This window comes from uncultured Escherichia sp. (assembly GCF_948475835.1).
Classification (GTDB): Bacteria; Pseudomonadota; Gammaproteobacteria; order Enterobacterales; family Enterobacteriaceae; genus ECMA0423.
This window is the reverse complement of record NZ_CAOLGM010000115.1, coordinates 1-15,651: the sequence shown is the minus strand read 5'-3', so window position 1 is coordinate 15,651 and position 15,651 is coordinate 1. Positions and strand designations below refer to the sequence as shown.

Annotated in this window: 15 protein-coding genes and 1 pseudogene; 10 read left to right on the top strand and 6 right to left on the bottom strand. The window is 49.2% G+C overall.

The window, feature by feature from the left end; translation table 11 throughout:
- The first annotated feature begins 431 nt into the window (after nucleotides 1-431).
- From csgB to clsC, 6 genes and pseudogenes are all read left to right on the top strand, one after another.
- Nucleotides 432-887 (top strand): curli minor subunit CsgB, encoded by a 456-nt coding sequence (csgB, locus tag QZF50_RS18670; protein WP_000791650.1) that lies wholly within the window; start codon nucleotides 432-434, stop codon nucleotides 885-887.
- 40 nt (nucleotides 888-927) lie between these two features.
- Complete coding sequence (gene csgA / locus QZF50_RS18665) at nucleotides 928-1,383, top strand: curli major subunit CsgA (RefSeq protein WP_000771437.1); 456 nt, start codon at nucleotides 928-930, stop codon at nucleotides 1,381-1,383.
- Nucleotides 1,384-1,441: 58 nt separating this feature from the next.
- The gene (gene csgC / locus QZF50_RS18660; protein WP_000992834.1) at nucleotides 1,442-1,774 is read left to right on the top strand and encodes a curli assembly chaperone CsgC; all 333 of its coding nucleotides are present in this window, start codon (nucleotides 1,442-1,444) and stop codon (nucleotides 1,772-1,774) included.
- A gap of 120 nt (nucleotides 1,775-1,894) precedes the next feature.
- A pseudogene (gene ymdA / locus QZF50_RS18655) lies at nucleotides 1,895-2,205 on the top strand (protein YmdA).
- 94 nt (nucleotides 2,206-2,299) lie between these two features.
- Entirely contained in the window at nucleotides 2,300-2,833 is a 534-nt protein-coding gene (gene ymdB, locus QZF50_RS18650; protein WP_000857399.1) for an O-acetyl-ADP-ribose deacetylase, read from the top strand.
- Nucleotides 2,775-4,256 (top strand): cardiolipin synthase ClsC, encoded by a 1,482-nt coding sequence (gene clsC, locus QZF50_RS18645; protein ID WP_073972140.1) that lies wholly within the window; start codon nucleotides 2,775-2,777, stop codon nucleotides 4,254-4,256. Before ymdB ends, clsC begins: the two co-directional genes overlap by 59 nt.
- A 7-nt stretch (nucleotides 4,257-4,263) precedes the next feature.
- On the opposite strand, the gene mdoC is transcribed toward clsC, so the two are convergent.
- Nucleotides 4,264-5,421, bottom strand: coding sequence for a glucans biosynthesis protein MdoC (mdoC, locus tag QZF50_RS18640; RefSeq protein WP_001070350.1), 1,158 nt, complete (start codon nucleotides 5,419-5,421; stop codon nucleotides 4,264-4,266).
- Nucleotides 5,422-5,814: 393 nt separating this feature from the next.
- Between mdoC and mdoG the strand changes: the two genes are divergently transcribed.
- From mdoG to QZF50_RS18625, 3 genes are all read left to right on the top strand, one after another.
- Nucleotides 5,815-7,350, top strand: coding sequence for a glucans biosynthesis protein MdoG (gene mdoG, locus QZF50_RS18635; RefSeq protein WP_001300662.1), 1,536 nt, complete (start codon nucleotides 5,815-5,817; stop codon nucleotides 7,348-7,350).
- On the top strand, nucleotides 7,343-9,886 hold the full coding sequence (gene mdoH, locus QZF50_RS18630) for a glucans biosynthesis glucosyltransferase MdoH (protein WP_001295445.1): 2,544 nt from the start codon (nucleotides 7,343-7,345) through the stop codon (nucleotides 9,884-9,886). Before mdoG ends, mdoH begins: the two co-directional genes overlap by 8 nt.
- A 172-nt stretch (nucleotides 9,887-10,058) precedes the next feature.
- Entirely contained in the window at nucleotides 10,059-10,286 is a 228-nt protein-coding gene (locus tag QZF50_RS18625; RefSeq protein WP_001237205.1) for a YceK/YidQ family lipoprotein, read from the top strand.
- On the opposite strand, the gene QZF50_RS18620 is transcribed toward QZF50_RS18625, so the two are convergent.
- From QZF50_RS18620 to lpxL, 3 genes are all read right to left on the bottom strand, one after another.
- Complete coding sequence (locus tag QZF50_RS18620; RefSeq protein ID WP_000180056.1) at nucleotides 10,287-10,661, bottom strand: acidic protein MsyB; 375 nt, start codon at nucleotides 10,659-10,661, stop codon at nucleotides 10,287-10,289.
- Between the two features lie 82 nt (nucleotides 10,662-10,743).
- Nucleotides 10,744-11,970 carry a multidrug efflux MFS transporter MdtG gene (mdtG, locus tag QZF50_RS18615; protein WP_000074172.1) on the bottom strand — a complete coding sequence of 409 codons (1,227 nt, stop codon included), beginning with the start codon at nucleotides 11,968-11,970 and terminating at the stop codon, nucleotides 10,744-10,746.
- Nucleotides 11,971-12,141: 171 nt separating this feature from the next.
- Nucleotides 12,142-13,062, bottom strand: a complete 921-nt coding sequence (lpxL, locus tag QZF50_RS18610; RefSeq protein WP_000183364.1) for a kdo(2)-lipid IV(A) lauroyltransferase — start codon at nucleotides 13,060-13,062, stop codon at nucleotides 12,142-12,144.
- Nucleotides 13,063-13,286: 224 nt separating this feature from the next.
- Here lpxL and QZF50_RS18605 point away from each other — a divergent pair, with 224 nt between their 5' ends.
- Nucleotides 13,287-14,339 (top strand): rhodanese-related sulfurtransferase, encoded by a 1,053-nt coding sequence (locus QZF50_RS18605; RefSeq protein WP_001144616.1) that lies wholly within the window; start codon nucleotides 13,287-13,289, stop codon nucleotides 14,337-14,339.
- A gap of 41 nt (nucleotides 14,340-14,380) precedes the next feature.
- Here QZF50_RS18605 and QZF50_RS18600 read toward each other — a convergent pair whose 3' ends face one another.
- Both QZF50_RS18600 and QZF50_RS18595 read right to left on the bottom strand, forming a co-directional pair.
- Entirely contained in the window at nucleotides 14,381-14,956 is a 576-nt protein-coding gene (locus tag QZF50_RS18600; protein WP_000749261.1) for a YceI family protein, read from the bottom strand.
- Between the two features lie 3 nt (nucleotides 14,957-14,959).
- Entirely contained in the window at nucleotides 14,960-15,526 is a 567-nt protein-coding gene (locus QZF50_RS18595; RefSeq protein WP_000011108.1) for a cytochrome b, read from the bottom strand.
- Between the last annotated feature and the right edge of the window lie 125 nt (nucleotides 15,527-15,651).

Here is a 15,651-nt window from a genome sequence, read left to right as displayed (position 1 = left end):
CTAATAATACATATAAAAAATATTTCGGTGTAGTCCTTTCGTCATGTAAAACGTTCTTGTTTTTTCTCCGCACCTCCGTGGACAATTTTTTACTGCAAAAAGACGAGGTTTGTCACGGCTTGTGCGCAAGACATATCGCAGCAATCAGCGACGGGCAAGAAAAATGACTGTCTGGTGATTTTTGATAGCGGAAAACGGAGGTTTAAAAGAAAACAAAATATTTTTTGCGTAGGTAACAGCGTATTTACGTGGGTTTTAATACTTTGGTATGAACAAAAAAAGAAAAATACAACGCGCGGGTGAGTTATTAAAAATATTTCCGCAGACATACTTTCCATCGTAACGCAGCGTTAACAAAATACAGGTTGCGTTAACAACCAAGTTGAAATGATTTAATTTCTTAAATGTACGACCAGGTCCAGGGTGACAACATGAAAAACAAATTGTTATTTATGATGTTAACAATACTGGGTGCGCCTGGGATTGCAGCCGCAGCAGGTTATGATTTAGCTAATTCAGAATATAACTTCGCGGTAAATGAATTGAGTAAGTCTTCATTTAATCAGGCAGCCATAATTGGTCAAGCTGGGACGAATAATAGTGCTCAGTTACGGCAGGGAGGCTCAAAACTTTTGGCGGTTGTTGCGCAAGAAGGTAGTAGCAACCGGGCAAAGATTGACCAGACAGGAGATTATAACCTTGCATATATTGATCAGGCGGGCAGTGCCAACGATGCCAGTATTTCGCAAGGTGCTTATGGTAATACTGCGATGATTATCCAGAAAGGTTCTGGTAATAAAGCAAATATTACACAGTATGGTACTCAAAAAACGGCAATTGTAGTGCAGAGACAGTCGCAAATGGCTATTCGCGTGACACAACGTTAATTTCCATTCGACTTTTAAATCAATCCGATGGGGGTTTTACATGAAACTTTTAAAAGTAGCAGCAATTGCAGCAATCGTATTCTCCGGTAGCGCTCTGGCAGGTGTTGTTCCTCAGTACGGCGGCGGCGGTAACCACGGTGGTGGCGGTAATAATAGCGGCCCAAATTCAGAGCTGAACATTTACCAGTACGGTGGCGGTAACTCTGCACTTGCTCTGCAAACTGATGCCCGTAACTCTGACTTGACTATTACCCAGCATGGCGGTGGTAATGGTGCAGATGTAGGTCAGGGCTCAGATGACAGCTCAATCGATCTGACCCAACGTGGCTTCGGTAACAGCGCCACTCTTGATCAGTGGAACGGCAAAAATTCTGAAATGACTGTTAAACAGTTCGGTGGTGGCAACGGTGCTGCAGTTGACCAGACTGCATCTAACTCCTCCGTCAACGTGACTCAGGTTGGCTTTGGTAACAACGCGACCGCTCATCAGTACTAATACATCATTTGTATTACAGAAACAGGGCGCAAGCCCTGTTTTTTTTCGGGAGAAGAATATGAATGCGTTATTACTCCTTGCGGCACTTTCCAGCCAGATAACCTTTAATACGACCCAGCAAGGGGATGTGTATACCATTATTCCTGAAGTCACTCTTACTCAATCTTGTCTGTGCAGAGTACAAATATTGTCCCTGCGCGAAGGCAGTTCAGGGCAAAGTCAGACGAAGCAAGAAAAGACCCTCTCATTGCCTGCTAATCAACCTATTGCTTTGACGAAGTTGAGTTTAAATATTTCCCCGGAAGATCGGGTGAAAATAGTTGTTACTGTTTCTGATGGACAGTCACTTCATTTATCACAACAATGGCCGCCCTCTTCAGAAAAGTCTTAATTTGTTGAAATATCGAGCATAAGATGAATCTGGAGAGAATGGTCTGCTGCGAATCAGCCAACCTGAAAGTATGGATAACACAACCCTCAAGGATGACTAATCATTGAGGAAATAGAATAAATGTTCAGACCTTTTTTAAACTCTCTTATGCTCGGCAGTTTGCTTTTTCCTTTTATTGCCATCGCAGGAAGCACCGCGCAAGGGGGGGGATCCATTTTTATGGCCAAATTGTGGAACCGGCATGTGACGTCAGCACCCAGTCATCACCCGTAGAAATGAACTGCCCACAGAATGGTTCTGTTCCGGGCAAAACCTATTCCAGCAAAGCGTTAATGAGCGGTAATGTTAAAAACGCGCAAATAGCCTCAGTAAAAGTGCAGTATCTTGATAAACAGAAAAAGCTGGCTGTAATGAACATCGAATATAACTAAGTTTCTGAACAACGCACGTTGCTGAGCAGAAAAATGCGATTTAACCAAAAAGCCTGCTGTACACTTAAGAAACAAGAAGGTGTAAGGAGGCGTTATGAAAACGCGTATTCATGTTGTGCAGGGTGATATTACCAAACTGGCCGTTGATGTGATTGTGAATGCGGCTAATCCGTCATTAATGGGAGGCGGCGGCGTCGATGGGGCCATTCATCGCGCAGCGGGTCCGGCCCTGCTGGATGCCTGTTTAAAAGTCAGGCAACAGCAGGGCGATTGCCCTACGGGGCATGCCGTTATTACGCTTGCAGGCGCTCTTCCCGCTAAAGCCGTAGTGCACACCGTCGGGCCAGTCTGGCGTGGTGGTGAACAAAACGAAGACCAGCTTTTGCAGGATGCCTATCTCAATAGCCTACGACTGGTGGCGGCAAACAGCTATACGTCAGTGGCTTTTCCTGCAATCAGTACTGGGGTTTATGGTTACCCTCGTGCGGCAGCGGCTGAAATCGCAGTTAAAACCGTTTCAGAATTTATTACCCGTCACGCTTTACCCGAACAGGTATACTTTGTCTGTTATGATGAAGAAAACGCCCACCTCTACGAAAGACTCCTTACCCAACAAGGAGATGAATGATTTGCCCCGGCTGGCGAGCGCGGTGCTGCCACTGTGTTCGCAACATCCCGGTCAGTGTGGTCTTTTCCCTCTGGATAAAAGTCTGGATGCGTTTGCCGCCCGGTATCGTCTGGCCGAAATGGCAGAGCATACGCTGGATGTTCAGTATTACATCTGGCAGGACGATATGTCGGGTCGGTTACTGTTTTCCGCCCTGTTAGCCGCAGCAAAGCGTGGCGTTCGCGTCCGTTTGTTGCTGGACGACAACAATACGCCCGGACTTGACGACATTTTACGCTTGCTTGACAGCCATCCCCGCATTGAAGTCCGGCTTTTTAATCCTTTCTCGTTTCGCTTGCTGCGTCCGCTTGGTTATATCACCGACTTTTCCCGTCTCAATCGCCGTATGCACAATAAAAGTTTCACTGTCGATGGCGTGGTGACGCTGGTAGGGGGGCGAAATATTGGTGATGCCTATTTTGGGGCAGGGGAAGAGCCACTTTTTTCGGATTTAGATGTTATGGCAATAGGGCCCGTGGTAGAGGACGTTGCCGATGATTTCGCCCGCTACTGGTATTGCAAATCGGTTTCACCCTTACAGCAAGTGCTGGATGTCCCGGAAGGTGAAATGGCGGATCGCATCGAGTTACCCGCCTCCTGGCATAACGATGCTATGACGCATCGTTACTTACGCAAAATGGAATCCAGTCCGTTTATAAATCATCTGGTTGATGGAACGTTGCCGCTTATCTGGGCGAAAACACGTTTATTAAGTGATGATCCGGCGAAAGGGGAGGGCAAGGCAAAACGGCATTCACTGTTACCGCAGCGCCTGTTCGATATCATGGGCTCACCCAGTGAACGCATCGATATTATCTCTTCCTATTTTGTACCGACACGCGCAGGTGTGGCGCAACTCTTACGGATGGTGAGAAAAGGGGTAAAGATTGCGATCCTAACCAATTCTCTTGCCGCTAACGATGTTGCTGTCGTCCATGCCGGATACGCGCGCTGGCGCAAAAAATTGCTCCGCTATGGCGTGGAATTATATGAACTCAAGCCGACGCGTGAACAAAGTAGTACGTTACACGATCGCGGCATAACCGGTAATTCCGGAGCCAGCCTGCATGCTAAAACCTTTAGCATCGATGGTAAAACGGTGTTTATCGGCTCTTTCAATTTCGATCCGCGTTCAACATTGCTCAATACTGAAATGGGCTTCGTGATAGAGAGCGAAACGCTGGCACAGTTAATTGATAAACGCTTTATTCAGAGCCAGTATGATGCGGCCTGGCAGCTCCGTCTGGACAGGTGGGGACGGATCAACTGGGTTGATCGTCATGCAAAGAAAGAGATTATTCTCAAAAAAGAACCCGCCACCAGTTTCTGGAAGCGGGTTATGGTCAGACTGGCGTCGATATTGCCCGTGGAATGGTTATTGTAAATGTGGCTTAACGGGCTGGTGCTTTATCGTTCTCACGCTTAACAACCGGTTTACCAGAAAACAAAAACTTCAGTAACGGGATGCGTAAATGAATTTCATACAGAATTATCGCAATCCCTACTACGAATATCAGGCCACAGAGAAAACCAAGCCAGTTGGAGGTGATGTGCGGTGTAATGTATGCGCCGAAAAACAGCGTTAACGGGTGGTGAACCAGATAGATAAATAGCGATGCGTTAACAAAATAAGTCACCCGCGCTGACTGGAAGTTAAGCAAACGGTGGCCAAAGGAGAAGACCACATTCACCATCCACAGACCGAGGACCATGGTGATCACTGACTCGGTTTCGTACATCCAGGCATCGCCACTGCCATAGCGCTGGTTGAGTAAATAAGCGACAAACGCCAATGCTGCAGCGAGGGTACAGCCACGAGACGGCGTGGTAAACAAGGCTTTAAGATGAGGGAAAATGAAAGCCAGTGCGCCGAGGATAAAGAACGGTAAATAAAATAGCGTTTGCATGACAATAAAATTGAACATGCCATTACTCAGAATGGGCGGATACACAATAAAAATCGTTCTTCTTATTACCGCATAACCGATGCCGAGGCATAAAAAAATCACCGATAGTTTTACCATCGAGAATTTTTTATTCGTTTTATCAGAATTTTCTAAATTATTTCTGATGCGCTTAAATATCCATACGCACAGCGTCGTCATGACTACTAACACCAGTAAAAACCACAGGTGTGATATTAATTCCCAGGCCAACGTATTATATTTGTCATACAATGACAGCCCAGGCCAACTTTCCGCTTTTCCTTTGACATATTGCAGCATAATAAATTGCGGTAATGTCAGTAGGGGGATGGCTGTTAACATCGGGATACCTACACGTTCGACACGTACTTTCCACCATTTTTTCAAGGGATAGCGTAAAAAAAGCATGTAGGAAAAGTAGCCGGATATAACGAAAAATACCTGCATGCGGAACGAGTGGATGAAGTCATTAAAAAGGGTCAGCCACAATGATGGTTCGGCGCTATTCACATGCCATGTATGGCTCGAATAGATTAAAGAAATATGAAAAGGGATCCCTAACAACATCAGCCAGGCGCGGATGGAGTCGAGGAAATATTCACGTTGCGCGGGTACTGGATTCATATATGGTTAACTAATCTCGGATTTTTCGTCTTATCCCTGTCGGGTTATGCCTTTAGGCTTGTTGCCATAGCGACACCGACCTGACCGCGCCAGGCGCAGGCTTCAAGGTTTTTATGCATAGCATCATCGCTACCACTAACCAGAATGGAAGCGTCTGTAAGACGGTTGATAAATAAAATTGCTGGCAAACCCTACACGAAGTCGATGCTTCTGTCTTTAGGAGAAGCACGGAAAGTGAAAACGGTTGCAATCAGATGCTTAATCCATGAGCCAGCGTGCTGAACGATACCGGGATTCTGTTGTCGGAATGGCTGGTTATCCATTAAAATAGATCGGATCGATATAAGCACACAAAGGGGGAAGTGCTTACTAATTATGAAACATAAACTACAAATGATGAAAATGCGTTGGTTGAGTGCTGCAGTAATGTTAACCCTGTATACATCTTCAAGCTGGGCTTTCAGTATTGATGATGTCGCAAAGCAAGCTCAATCCTTAGCCGGGAAAGGCTATGAGGCGCCCAAAAGCAACTTGCCCTCCGTTTTCCGCGATATGAAATACGCGGACTATCAGCAGATCCAGTTTAATCATGACAAAGCGTACTGGAACAATCTGAAGACCCCATTCAAACTCGAGTTCTACCATCAGGGTATGTACTTCGATACCCCGGTCAAAATAAATGAAGTGACTGCCACCGCAGTCAAACGAATCAAATACAGCCCGGATTATTTCACTTTCGGCGATGTTCAGCATGACAAAGACACGGTAAAAGACCTTGGTTTTGCCGGTTTTAAAGTGCTTTACCCGATCAACAGCAAAGATAAAAACGATGAAATCGTCAGCATGCTCGGGGCCAGCTATTTCCGCGTGATTGGTGCAGGTCAGGTTTATGGCCTTTCTGCCCGCGGCCTGGCAATTGATACCGCCTTGCCATCGGGTGAAGAATTTCCACGCTTCAAAGAGTTCTGGATCGAGCGTCCAAAACCGACTGATAAACGTTTAACCATTTATGCATTGCTTGACTCGCCGCGCGCGACAGGTGCTTACAAATTCGTGGTTATGCCAGGGCGTGACACGGTTGTGGATGTGCAGTCGAAAATCTATCTGCGCGATAAAGTCGGCAAACTGGGGGTTGCACCGTTAACCAGTATGTTCCTGTTTGGGCCGAACCAACCGTCGCCTGCAAATAACTATCGTCCGGAGTTGCACGACTCTAACGGTCTGTCTATCCATGCCGGTAATGGCGAATGGATCTGGCGTCCGTTGAATAACCCGAAACATTTAGCGGTCAGCAGCTTCTCGATGGAGAACCCGCAAGGCTTCGGTCTGTTGCAGCGCGGTCGTGATTTCTCCCGCTTTGAAGATCTCGATGATCGTTACGATCTTCGTCCAAGCGCATGGGTGACTCCGAAAGGGGAGTGGGGTAAAGGCAGCGTTGAGCTGGTGGAAATTCCAACCAACGATGAAACCAACGATAACATCGTCGCTTACTGGACGCCGGATCAGCTGCCGGAGCCGGGTAAAGAGATGAACTTTAAATACACCATCACCTTCAGCCGTGATGAAGACAAACTGCATGCGCCAGATAACGCATGGGTGCAACAAACGCGTCGTTCAACGGGGGATGTGAAGCAGTCGAACTTGATCCGCCAGCCTGACGGTACTATCGCCTTTGTGGTCGATTTTACCGGCGCAGAGATGAAAAAACTGCCAGAGGATACCCCGGTCACAGCGCAAACCAGCATTGGTGATAATGGTGAGATAGTTGAAAGCACGGTGCGCTATAACCCGGTTACCAAAGGCTGGCGTCTGGTGATGCGTGTGAAAGTGAAAGATGCCAAGAAAACCACTGAAATGCGTGCTGCGCTGGTGAATGCCGATCAGACGTTGAGTGAAACCTGGAGCTACCAGTTACCTGCCAATGAATAAGACAACTGAGTACATTGACGCAATGCCCATCGCCGCAAGCGAGAAAGCGGCATTGCCGAAGACTGATATCCGCGCCGTTCATCAGGCGCTGGATGCCGAACACCGCACCTGGGCGCGGGAGGATGATTCCCCGCAAGGCTCGGTAAAGGCGCGTCTGGAACAAGCCTGGCCAGATTCACTTGCTGATGGACAGTTAATTAAAGACGACGAAGGGCGCGATCAGCTGAAGGCGATGCCAGAAGCAAAACGCTCCTCGATGTTTCCCGACCCGTGGCGTACCAACCCGGTAGGCCGTTTCTGGGATCGCCTGCGTGGACGCGATGTCACGCCGCGCTATCTGGCTCGTTTGACCAAAGAAGAGCAGGAGAGCGAGCAAAAGTGGCGTACCGTCGGTACCATCCGCCGTTACATTCTGTTGATCCTGACGCTCGCGCAAACTGTCGTCGCGACCTGGTATATGAAGACCATTCTTCCTTATCAGGGTTGGGCGCTGATTAATCCTATGGATATGGTTGGTCAGGATTTGTGGGTTTCCTTTATGCAGCTTCTGCCTTATATGCTGCAAACCGGTATCCTGATCCTCTTTGCGGTACTGTTCTGTTGGGTGTCCGCCGGATTCTGGACGGCGTTAATGGGCTTCCTGCAACTGCTTATTGGTCGCGATAAATACAGTATATCTGCGTCAACAGTTGGCGATGAACCATTAAACCCGGAGCATCGCACGGCGTTGATCATGCCTATCTGTAACGAAGACGTGAACCGTGTTTTTGCTGGCCTGCGTGCAACGTGGGAATCAGTAAAAGCCACCGGGAATGCCAAACACTTTGATGTCTACATTCTTAGTGACAGTTATAACCCGGATATCTGCGTCGCAGAGCAAAAAGCCTGGATGGAGCTTATCGCTGAAGTCGGTGGCGAAGGTCAGATTTTCTATCGCCGCCGCCGTCGCCGCGTGAAGCGTAAAAGCGGTAATATCGATGACTTCTGCCGTCGCTGGGGCAGCCAGTACAGCTACATGGTGGTGCTGGATGCTGACTCGGTAATGACCGGTGATTGTTTGTGCGGGCTGGTGCGCCTGATGGAAGCCAACCCGAACGCCGGGATCATTCAGTCGTCGCCGAAAGCGTCCGGTATGGATACGCTGTATGCGCGCTGTCAGCAGTTCGCGACCCGCGTGTATGGGCCACTGTTTACAGCCGGTTTGCACTTCTGGCAACTTGGCGAGTCGCACTACTGGGGACATAACGCGATTATCCGCGTGAAACCGTTTATCGAGCACTGCGCACTGGCTCCGCTGCCGGGCGAAGGTTCCTTTGCCGGTTCAATCCTGTCACATGACTTCGTGGAAGCGGCGTTGATGCGCCGTGCAGGTTGGGGGGTCTGGATTGCTTACGATCTCCCGGGTTCTTATGAAGAATTGCCGCCTAACTTGCTTGATGAGCTAAAACGTGACCGCCGCTGGTGCCACGGTAACCTGATGAACTTCCGTCTGTTCCTGGTGAAGGGTATGCACCCGGTTCACCGTGCGGTATTCCTGACGGGCGTGATGTCTTATCTCTCCGCTCCGCTGTGGTTTATGTTCCTCGCGCTCTCTACTGCATTGCAGGTAGTACATGCGTTGACCGAACCGCAATACTTCCTGCAACCACGGCAGTTGTTCCCGGTGTGGCCGCAGTGGCGTCCTGAGCTGGCGATTGCACTTTTTGCTTCGACCATGGTGCTGTTGTTCCTACCGAAGTTATTGAGCATTTTGCTTATCTGGTGCAAAGGAACGAAAGAATACGGCGGCTTCTGGCGCGTTACATTATCGTTGCTGCTGGAAGTGCTGTTTTCCGTGCTGCTGGCTCCGGTACGCATGCTGTTCCATACGGTCTTCGTCGTCAGCGCGTTCCTTGGCTGGGAAGTGGTGTGGAATTCACCGCAGCGTGATGATGACTCCACTTCCTGGGGTGAAGCGTTCAAACGCCACGGCTCACAGCTGCTGTTAGGGTTAGTGTGGGCTGTTGGTATGGCGTGGTTGGATCTGCGTTTCCTGTTCTGGCTGGCACCGATTGTCTTCTCGTTGATCCTGTCACCGTTTGTTTCGGTGATTTCCAGCCGTGCCACCGTTGGTCTGCGCACCAAACGCTGGAAACTGTTCCTGATCCCGGAAGAGTATTCGCCGCCGCAGGTGCTGGTTGATACCGATCGGTTCCTTGAGATGAATCGTCAACGCTCCCTTGATGATGGCTTTATGCACGCAGTGTTTAACCCGTCATTTAACGCTCTGGCAACCGCAATGGCGACCGCGCGTCACCGCGCCAGTAAGGTGCTGGAAATCGCCCGTGACCGCCACGTTGAACAGGCGCTGAACGAGACGCCAGAGAAGCTGAATCGCGATCGTCGCCTGGTGCTGCTAAGCGATCCGGTGACGATGGCCCGTCTGCATTTCCGCGTCTGGAATTCCCCGGAGAGATATTCTTCATGGGTGAGTTATTACGAAGGGATAAAGCTCAATCCACTGGCATTGCGTAAACCGGATGCGGCTTCGCAATAAAAACGTAGTTGCCTGATGCGCTACGCTTATCAGGCCTACATCGCTCCTGCAATTTATTGATTTTGCAAGATTTTGTGGGTCGGATAAGGCGTTCACGCCGCATCCGGCAAAAACAACGAGCCAATAAAAATACCGGCGTTATGCCGGTATTTTTTTACGAAAGAGGTATTAAATGCGTTTAATTGTGGTGAGCATCATGGTGACCTTGCTGAGTGGCTGTGGCAGCATTATTAGTCGCACTATACCGGGGCAGGGGCATGGCAACCAATATTATCCCGGTGTGCAATGGGATGTGCGTGACTCCGCCTGGCGTTATGTCACGATCCTTGATCTGCCATTCTCTCTGGTTTTTGATACTTTACTGCTGCCGATCGACATTCATCATGGCCCGTATGAGTGATTAACGTTCATCCCACTCATCAGCTGCTGCGCGTCCTTCCTCGGTATCCAGCGGTGGCTCAAGCTGAAATTCCCCCTCGTCCCATTCATGTAATGTATTCTCTTCCTGCCACTCCTGGCGTATCTCTATCTCATCATAGTCGCCATCAAAAACACTTTGCGCGGCTTCACCGCTAAGCATAGGTAAACATTCACCTTCTTCCCCTTCGTCGGCAAAAAACTCAACTTGCCACATGATGTCGCCGTCCTGCAAAACGTATTTTTGGGCATTGAACTGTTGCACATTCGCATCTTCGGCGTCGATGCCGGGGTTGTCTGCAAGAAATTCTTCGCGTGCAGCGTCAATGGCTTCTTCAAGCGTTGCGTACATGGTCATCACGATTCTCCCTTTGAGTTGATGAGGTTTCAGGGAAAAGGATAGCTGATTCTCCGCTTTTGCAAGTATGAAAGGCGAAAAATCAGTTCGATACCTGGGGTATTCGACGACGACGTAGACTGTTCCATGAATAGACTGCGTTGAATAACACTACGCCAGCGGTGACGAGAAATACCGCTCTGAAACCGTAGTTCGCTGAAATCGCTGCTCCCATCAATGGTCCGGTAACGTTGCCAATATCACGAAACGATTGGTTATAGCTGAAGATACGCCCGGCGATCTGGTTGCTCGAGTTGTAAACCAACAGTGTCTGTACGGCGGGGAGTAGTGCACCATCGGCGGCACCGAGCAAAAAACGTAAAATCCCAAGTTGCAATGGCGTCTGAACGTAAGACATTGGGATCAACAGCAGTACAGAAAAGATCAGCGCTGTAATCAGGATCTTTTCGGGTCCGATTCGATCGCCAAGTTTGCCGAGTCGTGGTGCGCTTAGCAGAGCCGCCACGCCTGGCACCGAGGCGATCATGCCACTGATAAAGGCGACGTTACTGACGTTACCCGCCAGTTCGCGGACATACAGCGTCAGAATGGGGGCAATTGAGCCTGTCGCCACCTGGATGATTAACGTGGTGACAAACAGGCTGAGTACCAGTTTCGGGTTTTTAAGTGATGTCACCACTTCCCGCATGTGCAGCATCTCTTTTTTGCTGACCGGCTGGAATTTTTCTCTGATGCAGAACAGGGTGACGAAAAAGCAGAGTATGAGCACACTGGCGGTAATAAAGAATACCGGACGTAAGCCGTAGCTATCGGCGAGCAGGCCGCCAGCCATTGGGCCGAGCAACGCACCACTAACGCCGCCTGTGGAGAGCGTACCCAGCGCCCAGCCGCTTTTATTACGCGGTACTTGTGTGGCGATAAGAGCATTAGCGTTGGGGACAAATCCGCCAAGTAACCCAAGAAGCGCCCGTAGGATCAAAAACTGCCAGATATTTTGTGCCAGTCCCATCAACACCATCACGATGCCCATGCCGAGGGCAGAGCGTAATAGCATGAGTTTTCGGCCTTTACGGTCGGCGAGTCCACCCCAAAACGGTGAGGCGATGGCCGAAAATAAAAATGTAATGCTGAAGACAATACCGGACCACATATTCAGGGCGGAGTGACCGGTAACGCCAAGCTGCTCAACGTAGAGGGGTAAGAAGGGCATTACCAGACTGAAGGCGGCCCCGGTAAGAAAACAGCCTAGCCAGGCGACGATCAGGTTTCGTTTCCAGTTTATAGGGGTGTCATTTTCACAGGGTGACATAGCAATCCGCTGTTGGTGCGCCAGGCGCGGTGAACATAAGAAGAAAAGATAAGCACACTAATTATGCGCCCGACTTCCAGGGGGCGCAATCCAGAGAGCTTTTATCGCTAAATCAGGGGGATTTGCTGTGGTAATGCCGGATGCCATTCTGAAGCATCCGGCATGGGAGATTTAATAGCGTGAAGGAACGCCTTCCGGGCGTGTTTTAAAGCGACGGTGTAACCACATATACTGCTCTGGTGCCATCATGATGCATTTTTCGACCACTTTGTTCATCCACGCGGCGGTAGTTTCGGCATCATCCAGTGGCGGAGAACACTCTGGCGGCAGCATAATCAATTGATACCCTTTGCCATCTGGCTTACGGCGTGGAACGAAGGGCACCAGACATGCGCCGGACATCCGTGCCAGCATCCAGGTTCCGGTCGTGGTCGCAGCCTGCTCAACGGCAAATAACGGGACGAAAACGCTTGAGCGCGGGCCGTAATCATGATCCGGTGCGTACCAGACCACTTCGCCTTTTTTCAGGGCTTTAATCATGCCTTTTAAATCTTTGCGGTCGAGCATCGATTTATTTGAGCGCAAACGGCCCCAGGTTTGTAGCCAGTCAATCAGTGGATTATCGTTCGGGCGGTAAACGCCAATCCCCGGTTCCTGCATACCAAACTGCCGCGCACCCAGCTCCAGTGTCAGAAAATGGATGCCAACTAACAGGATGCCGCGTTTTTGCGCCTGCACGTCACGAATGTGTTCCATGCCGATCACTTCAGTCCAGCGGGCGATTCGGCGGTCCGGCCAGAACCACGCCATGCCGGTTTCCATCAGGCCCATGCCAACGGATTCGAAATTCTTCACCACCATTTTACGGCGTTCTTGTTCGCTCATTTCCGGGAAGCACAGTTCCAGGTTGCGATGCACAATTTTTGCGCGTCGTTTCATAAAACGTAACGCCAGTTTTCCTAATCCACAACCGAGGCGGTAGATAACCGGGTAGGGCAATTGCACGACTAACCAAAGTACGCCAATACCCAACCAGGTTAACCAATAACGCGGATGAAGCAGTGCGGTGGAGAACTTGGGTAGATTCGTCATATCAATCCTGTTTTTCAACCTATTCGGGCAATTGTATGTATTGTCGCATTTTTTCGCCCGCAACCAAAATTTGTGGCTGAAGACTGGGCGAAATTGCCGCGCTTGTAAATAACAAATAATTTTTAATGCGCAAATGTAGCGTAAAATGTGTGGATGTTAATTATCGATAATTGCTATATCATGCCGCGGATTTTTACTTTCCCATCTCGCAGGAACCGTACACCATGCCAGTGTTACACAACCGCATTTCCAACGACGCGCTAAAAGCCAAAATGTTGGCTGAGAGCGAACCGCGAACCACCATTTCGTTTTACAAGTATTTCCACATCGCCGATCCTAAGGCGACCCGTGACGCTTTATATCAGCTGTTTACCGCGCTGAATGTTTTTGGGCGAGTGTATCTGGCGCATGAGGGCATTAACGCGCAAATCAGCGTACCTGCGAGCAATGTTGAAACATTTCGCGCGCAGCTCTATGCCTTCGACCCGGCTTTAGAGGGTTTACGCCTGAATATCGCGTTGGATGATGACGGGAAATCCTTCTGGGTACTGCGCATGAAGGTACGCGATCGCATTGTTGCCGACGGTATTGACGATCCTCACTTTGATGCCAGCAATGTTGGTGAGTATCTGCAAGCGGCGGAAGTGAACGCCATGCTTGACGATCCCGATGCACTATTTATCGACATGCGTAACCACTATGAGTATGAAGTGGGGCACTTTGAAAACGCGCTCGAAATTCCGGCAGATACCTTCCGTGAGCAGCTGCCAAAAGCAGTCGAGATGATGCAGGCACATAAAGATAAAAAAATCGTCATGTACTGCACCGGCGGCATTCGTTGTGAAAAGGCCAGTGCCTGGATGAAACATAACGGATTCAACAAAGTCTGGCATATCGAGGGCGGAATTATTGAATACGCCCGTAAGGCGCGCGAGCAGGGCTTGCCGGTGCGTTTTATTGGCAAAAATTTTGTTTTTGACGAGCGGATGGGCGAACGTATATCGGATGAGATTATCGCGCATTGCCACCAGTGCGGCGCGCCGTGCGACAGCCATACCAACTGTAAAAATGATGGCTGCCACCTGCTGTTTATTCAGTGTCCAGTATGCGCGGAAAAATACAAAGGTTGTTGTAGTGAGATTTGCTGCGAAGAAAGCGCGTTACCGCCAGAAGAACAGCGACGCCGTCGGGCAGGACGTGAAAATGGCAATAAGATCTTTAATAAGTCTCGTGGACGTCTGAATACAACACTGGGCATTCCTGATCCAACAGAATAAATATCATTGCCGGATGCGTGCCATCCGGCAACATTTCACGCTTACTTCTGCTGTACGCCTTCCACTGAAATAATCAGATCCACTTCCTGAGAAGCTGGACCTAAATCTGTCTTGATATTGAAGTCCTTGAGCTTAATTTTGCCTTCGGCCTCGAAGCCTGCACGTTTACCACCCCATGGGTCGTCGCCCTGACCAATTAATTTCGCTTCCAGCGTGACGGGTTTGGTTACGCCATTCAGCGTCAGATCGCCGGTAATATCCAGTTCGTCACCGTCTTTCTTCACGCTGGTGGAGGTGAATGTTGCCTGTGGATATTTTGCGGTATTGAGGAAATCTGCACTGCGAAGATGTTTATCGCGTTCGGCGTGATTAGTATCGACGCTGGTGGTGTTAATTGTCACATTCACTTTATCGGCAGCCGGATTTTTTTCGTCAAAGGTAAAAGTACCGTCGAAATCTTTAAAGGTGCCGTATAACCAGCTATAGCCAAGGTGCTGGATGCGGAAATTAACAAAGGCGTGCTGACCTTCTTTGTCAATTTTGTAATCGGCGGCAACCGCTGAACCGGCAGAGAACATCAGGGACGCGAAGGTTAAACCAAGCAGGCTTTTTTTCATTTTTTATACTCCATAGTCAGATGACGACTTTCCCAGCATGCGCTTCAGAGTGTCGTCTTTATCGATGAAATGATGCTTCAGGGCCATAAATCCGTGCATAACGGACAGTACTACGACGCTCCACGCGAGCCAAAAATGCAGGGCACCGGCAAAGTCTGCCTGTGCGCCAGCGTCGGCAAGGGTCGCGGGGACGTCAAACCAGCCAAAAACGCTGATCGGTTTACCATCGGCAGTTGAGATCAGATAGCCGCTGATGCCGATGGCGAACAGCAATAGGTACAATGCGAGATGTCCAGCCTTTGCGGCAAGACGAGTCATGGGCGAATAACTCGGCAGCGGACCCGGCGGTGGAGATATGACACGCCACAGAACGCGAATAACCAGCCCCATCATTAACAAAATACCGATGCTTTTATGCAGTTCGGGTGCTTTGTGATACCAGCCATCGTAATAACTGAGCGTGACCATCCACAGACCTAAAGCAAACATGCCGTAGACAATAATTGCGCTTAGCCAATGGAAGGCCGCAGATATAACACCATAGCGTTCAGGGGTATTTGTGAATGACATAAGTGCATCCAATACGAATTTGCGAGAGAAAGAAAATGGCGTGTCGGAGAATGAATTGCAACACAAAAATAACAAATTGAATGATATTTATTTTTATTTCAATAATTTTGAATTAAAAATGAAAG

What these genes read in the sequence shown, in the direction of transcription:
- mdoG (WP_001300662.1), top strand. Translation starts at nt 5,815, where the DNA reads ATGATGAAAATGCGTTGGTTGAGTGCTGCAGTAATGTTAACCCTGTAT.
- clsC (WP_073972140.1), top strand. Translation starts at nt 2,775, where the DNA reads ATGATGAAGAAAACGCCCACCTCTACGAAAGACTCCTTACCCAACAAG.
- mdtG (WP_000074172.1), bottom strand. Translation starts at nt 11,970, where the DNA reads ATGTCACCCTGTGAAAATGACACCCCTATAAACTGGAAACGAAACCTG.
- mdoC (WP_001070350.1), bottom strand. Translation starts at nt 5,421, where the DNA reads ATGAATCCAGTACCCGCGCAACGTGAATATTTCCTCGACTCCATCCGC.
- csgC (WP_000992834.1), top strand. Translation starts at nt 1,442, where the DNA reads ATGAATGCGTTATTACTCCTTGCGGCACTTTCCAGCCAGATAACCTTT.
- csgA (WP_000771437.1), top strand. Translation starts at nt 928, where the DNA reads ATGAAACTTTTAAAAGTAGCAGCAATTGCAGCAATCGTATTCTCCGGT.
- QZF50_RS18605 (WP_001144616.1), top strand. Translation starts at nt 13,287, where the DNA reads ATGCCAGTGTTACACAACCGCATTTCCAACGACGCGCTAAAAGCCAAA.
- mdoH (WP_001295445.1), top strand. Translation starts at nt 7,343, where the DNA reads ATGAATAAGACAACTGAGTACATTGACGCAATGCCCATCGCCGCAAGC.
- csgB (WP_000791650.1), top strand. Translation starts at nt 432, where the DNA reads ATGAAAAACAAATTGTTATTTATGATGTTAACAATACTGGGTGCGCCT.
- QZF50_RS18625 (WP_001237205.1), top strand. Translation starts at nt 10,059, where the DNA reads ATGCGTTTAATTGTGGTGAGCATCATGGTGACCTTGCTGAGTGGCTGT.
- QZF50_RS18595 (WP_000011108.1), bottom strand. Translation starts at nt 15,526, where the DNA reads ATGTCATTCACAAATACCCCTGAACGCTATGGTGTTATATCTGCGGCC.
- lpxL (WP_000183364.1), bottom strand. Translation starts at nt 13,062, where the DNA reads ATGACGAATCTACCCAAGTTCTCCACCGCACTGCTTCATCCGCGTTAT.
- QZF50_RS18620 (WP_000180056.1), bottom strand. Translation starts at nt 10,661, where the DNA reads ATGACCATGTACGCAACGCTTGAAGAAGCCATTGACGCTGCACGCGAA.
- QZF50_RS18600 (WP_000749261.1), bottom strand. Translation starts at nt 14,956, where the DNA reads ATGAAAAAAAGCCTGCTTGGTTTAACCTTCGCGTCCCTGATGTTCTCT.
- ymdB (WP_000857399.1), top strand. Translation starts at nt 2,300, where the DNA reads ATGAAAACGCGTATTCATGTTGTGCAGGGTGATATTACCAAACTGGCC.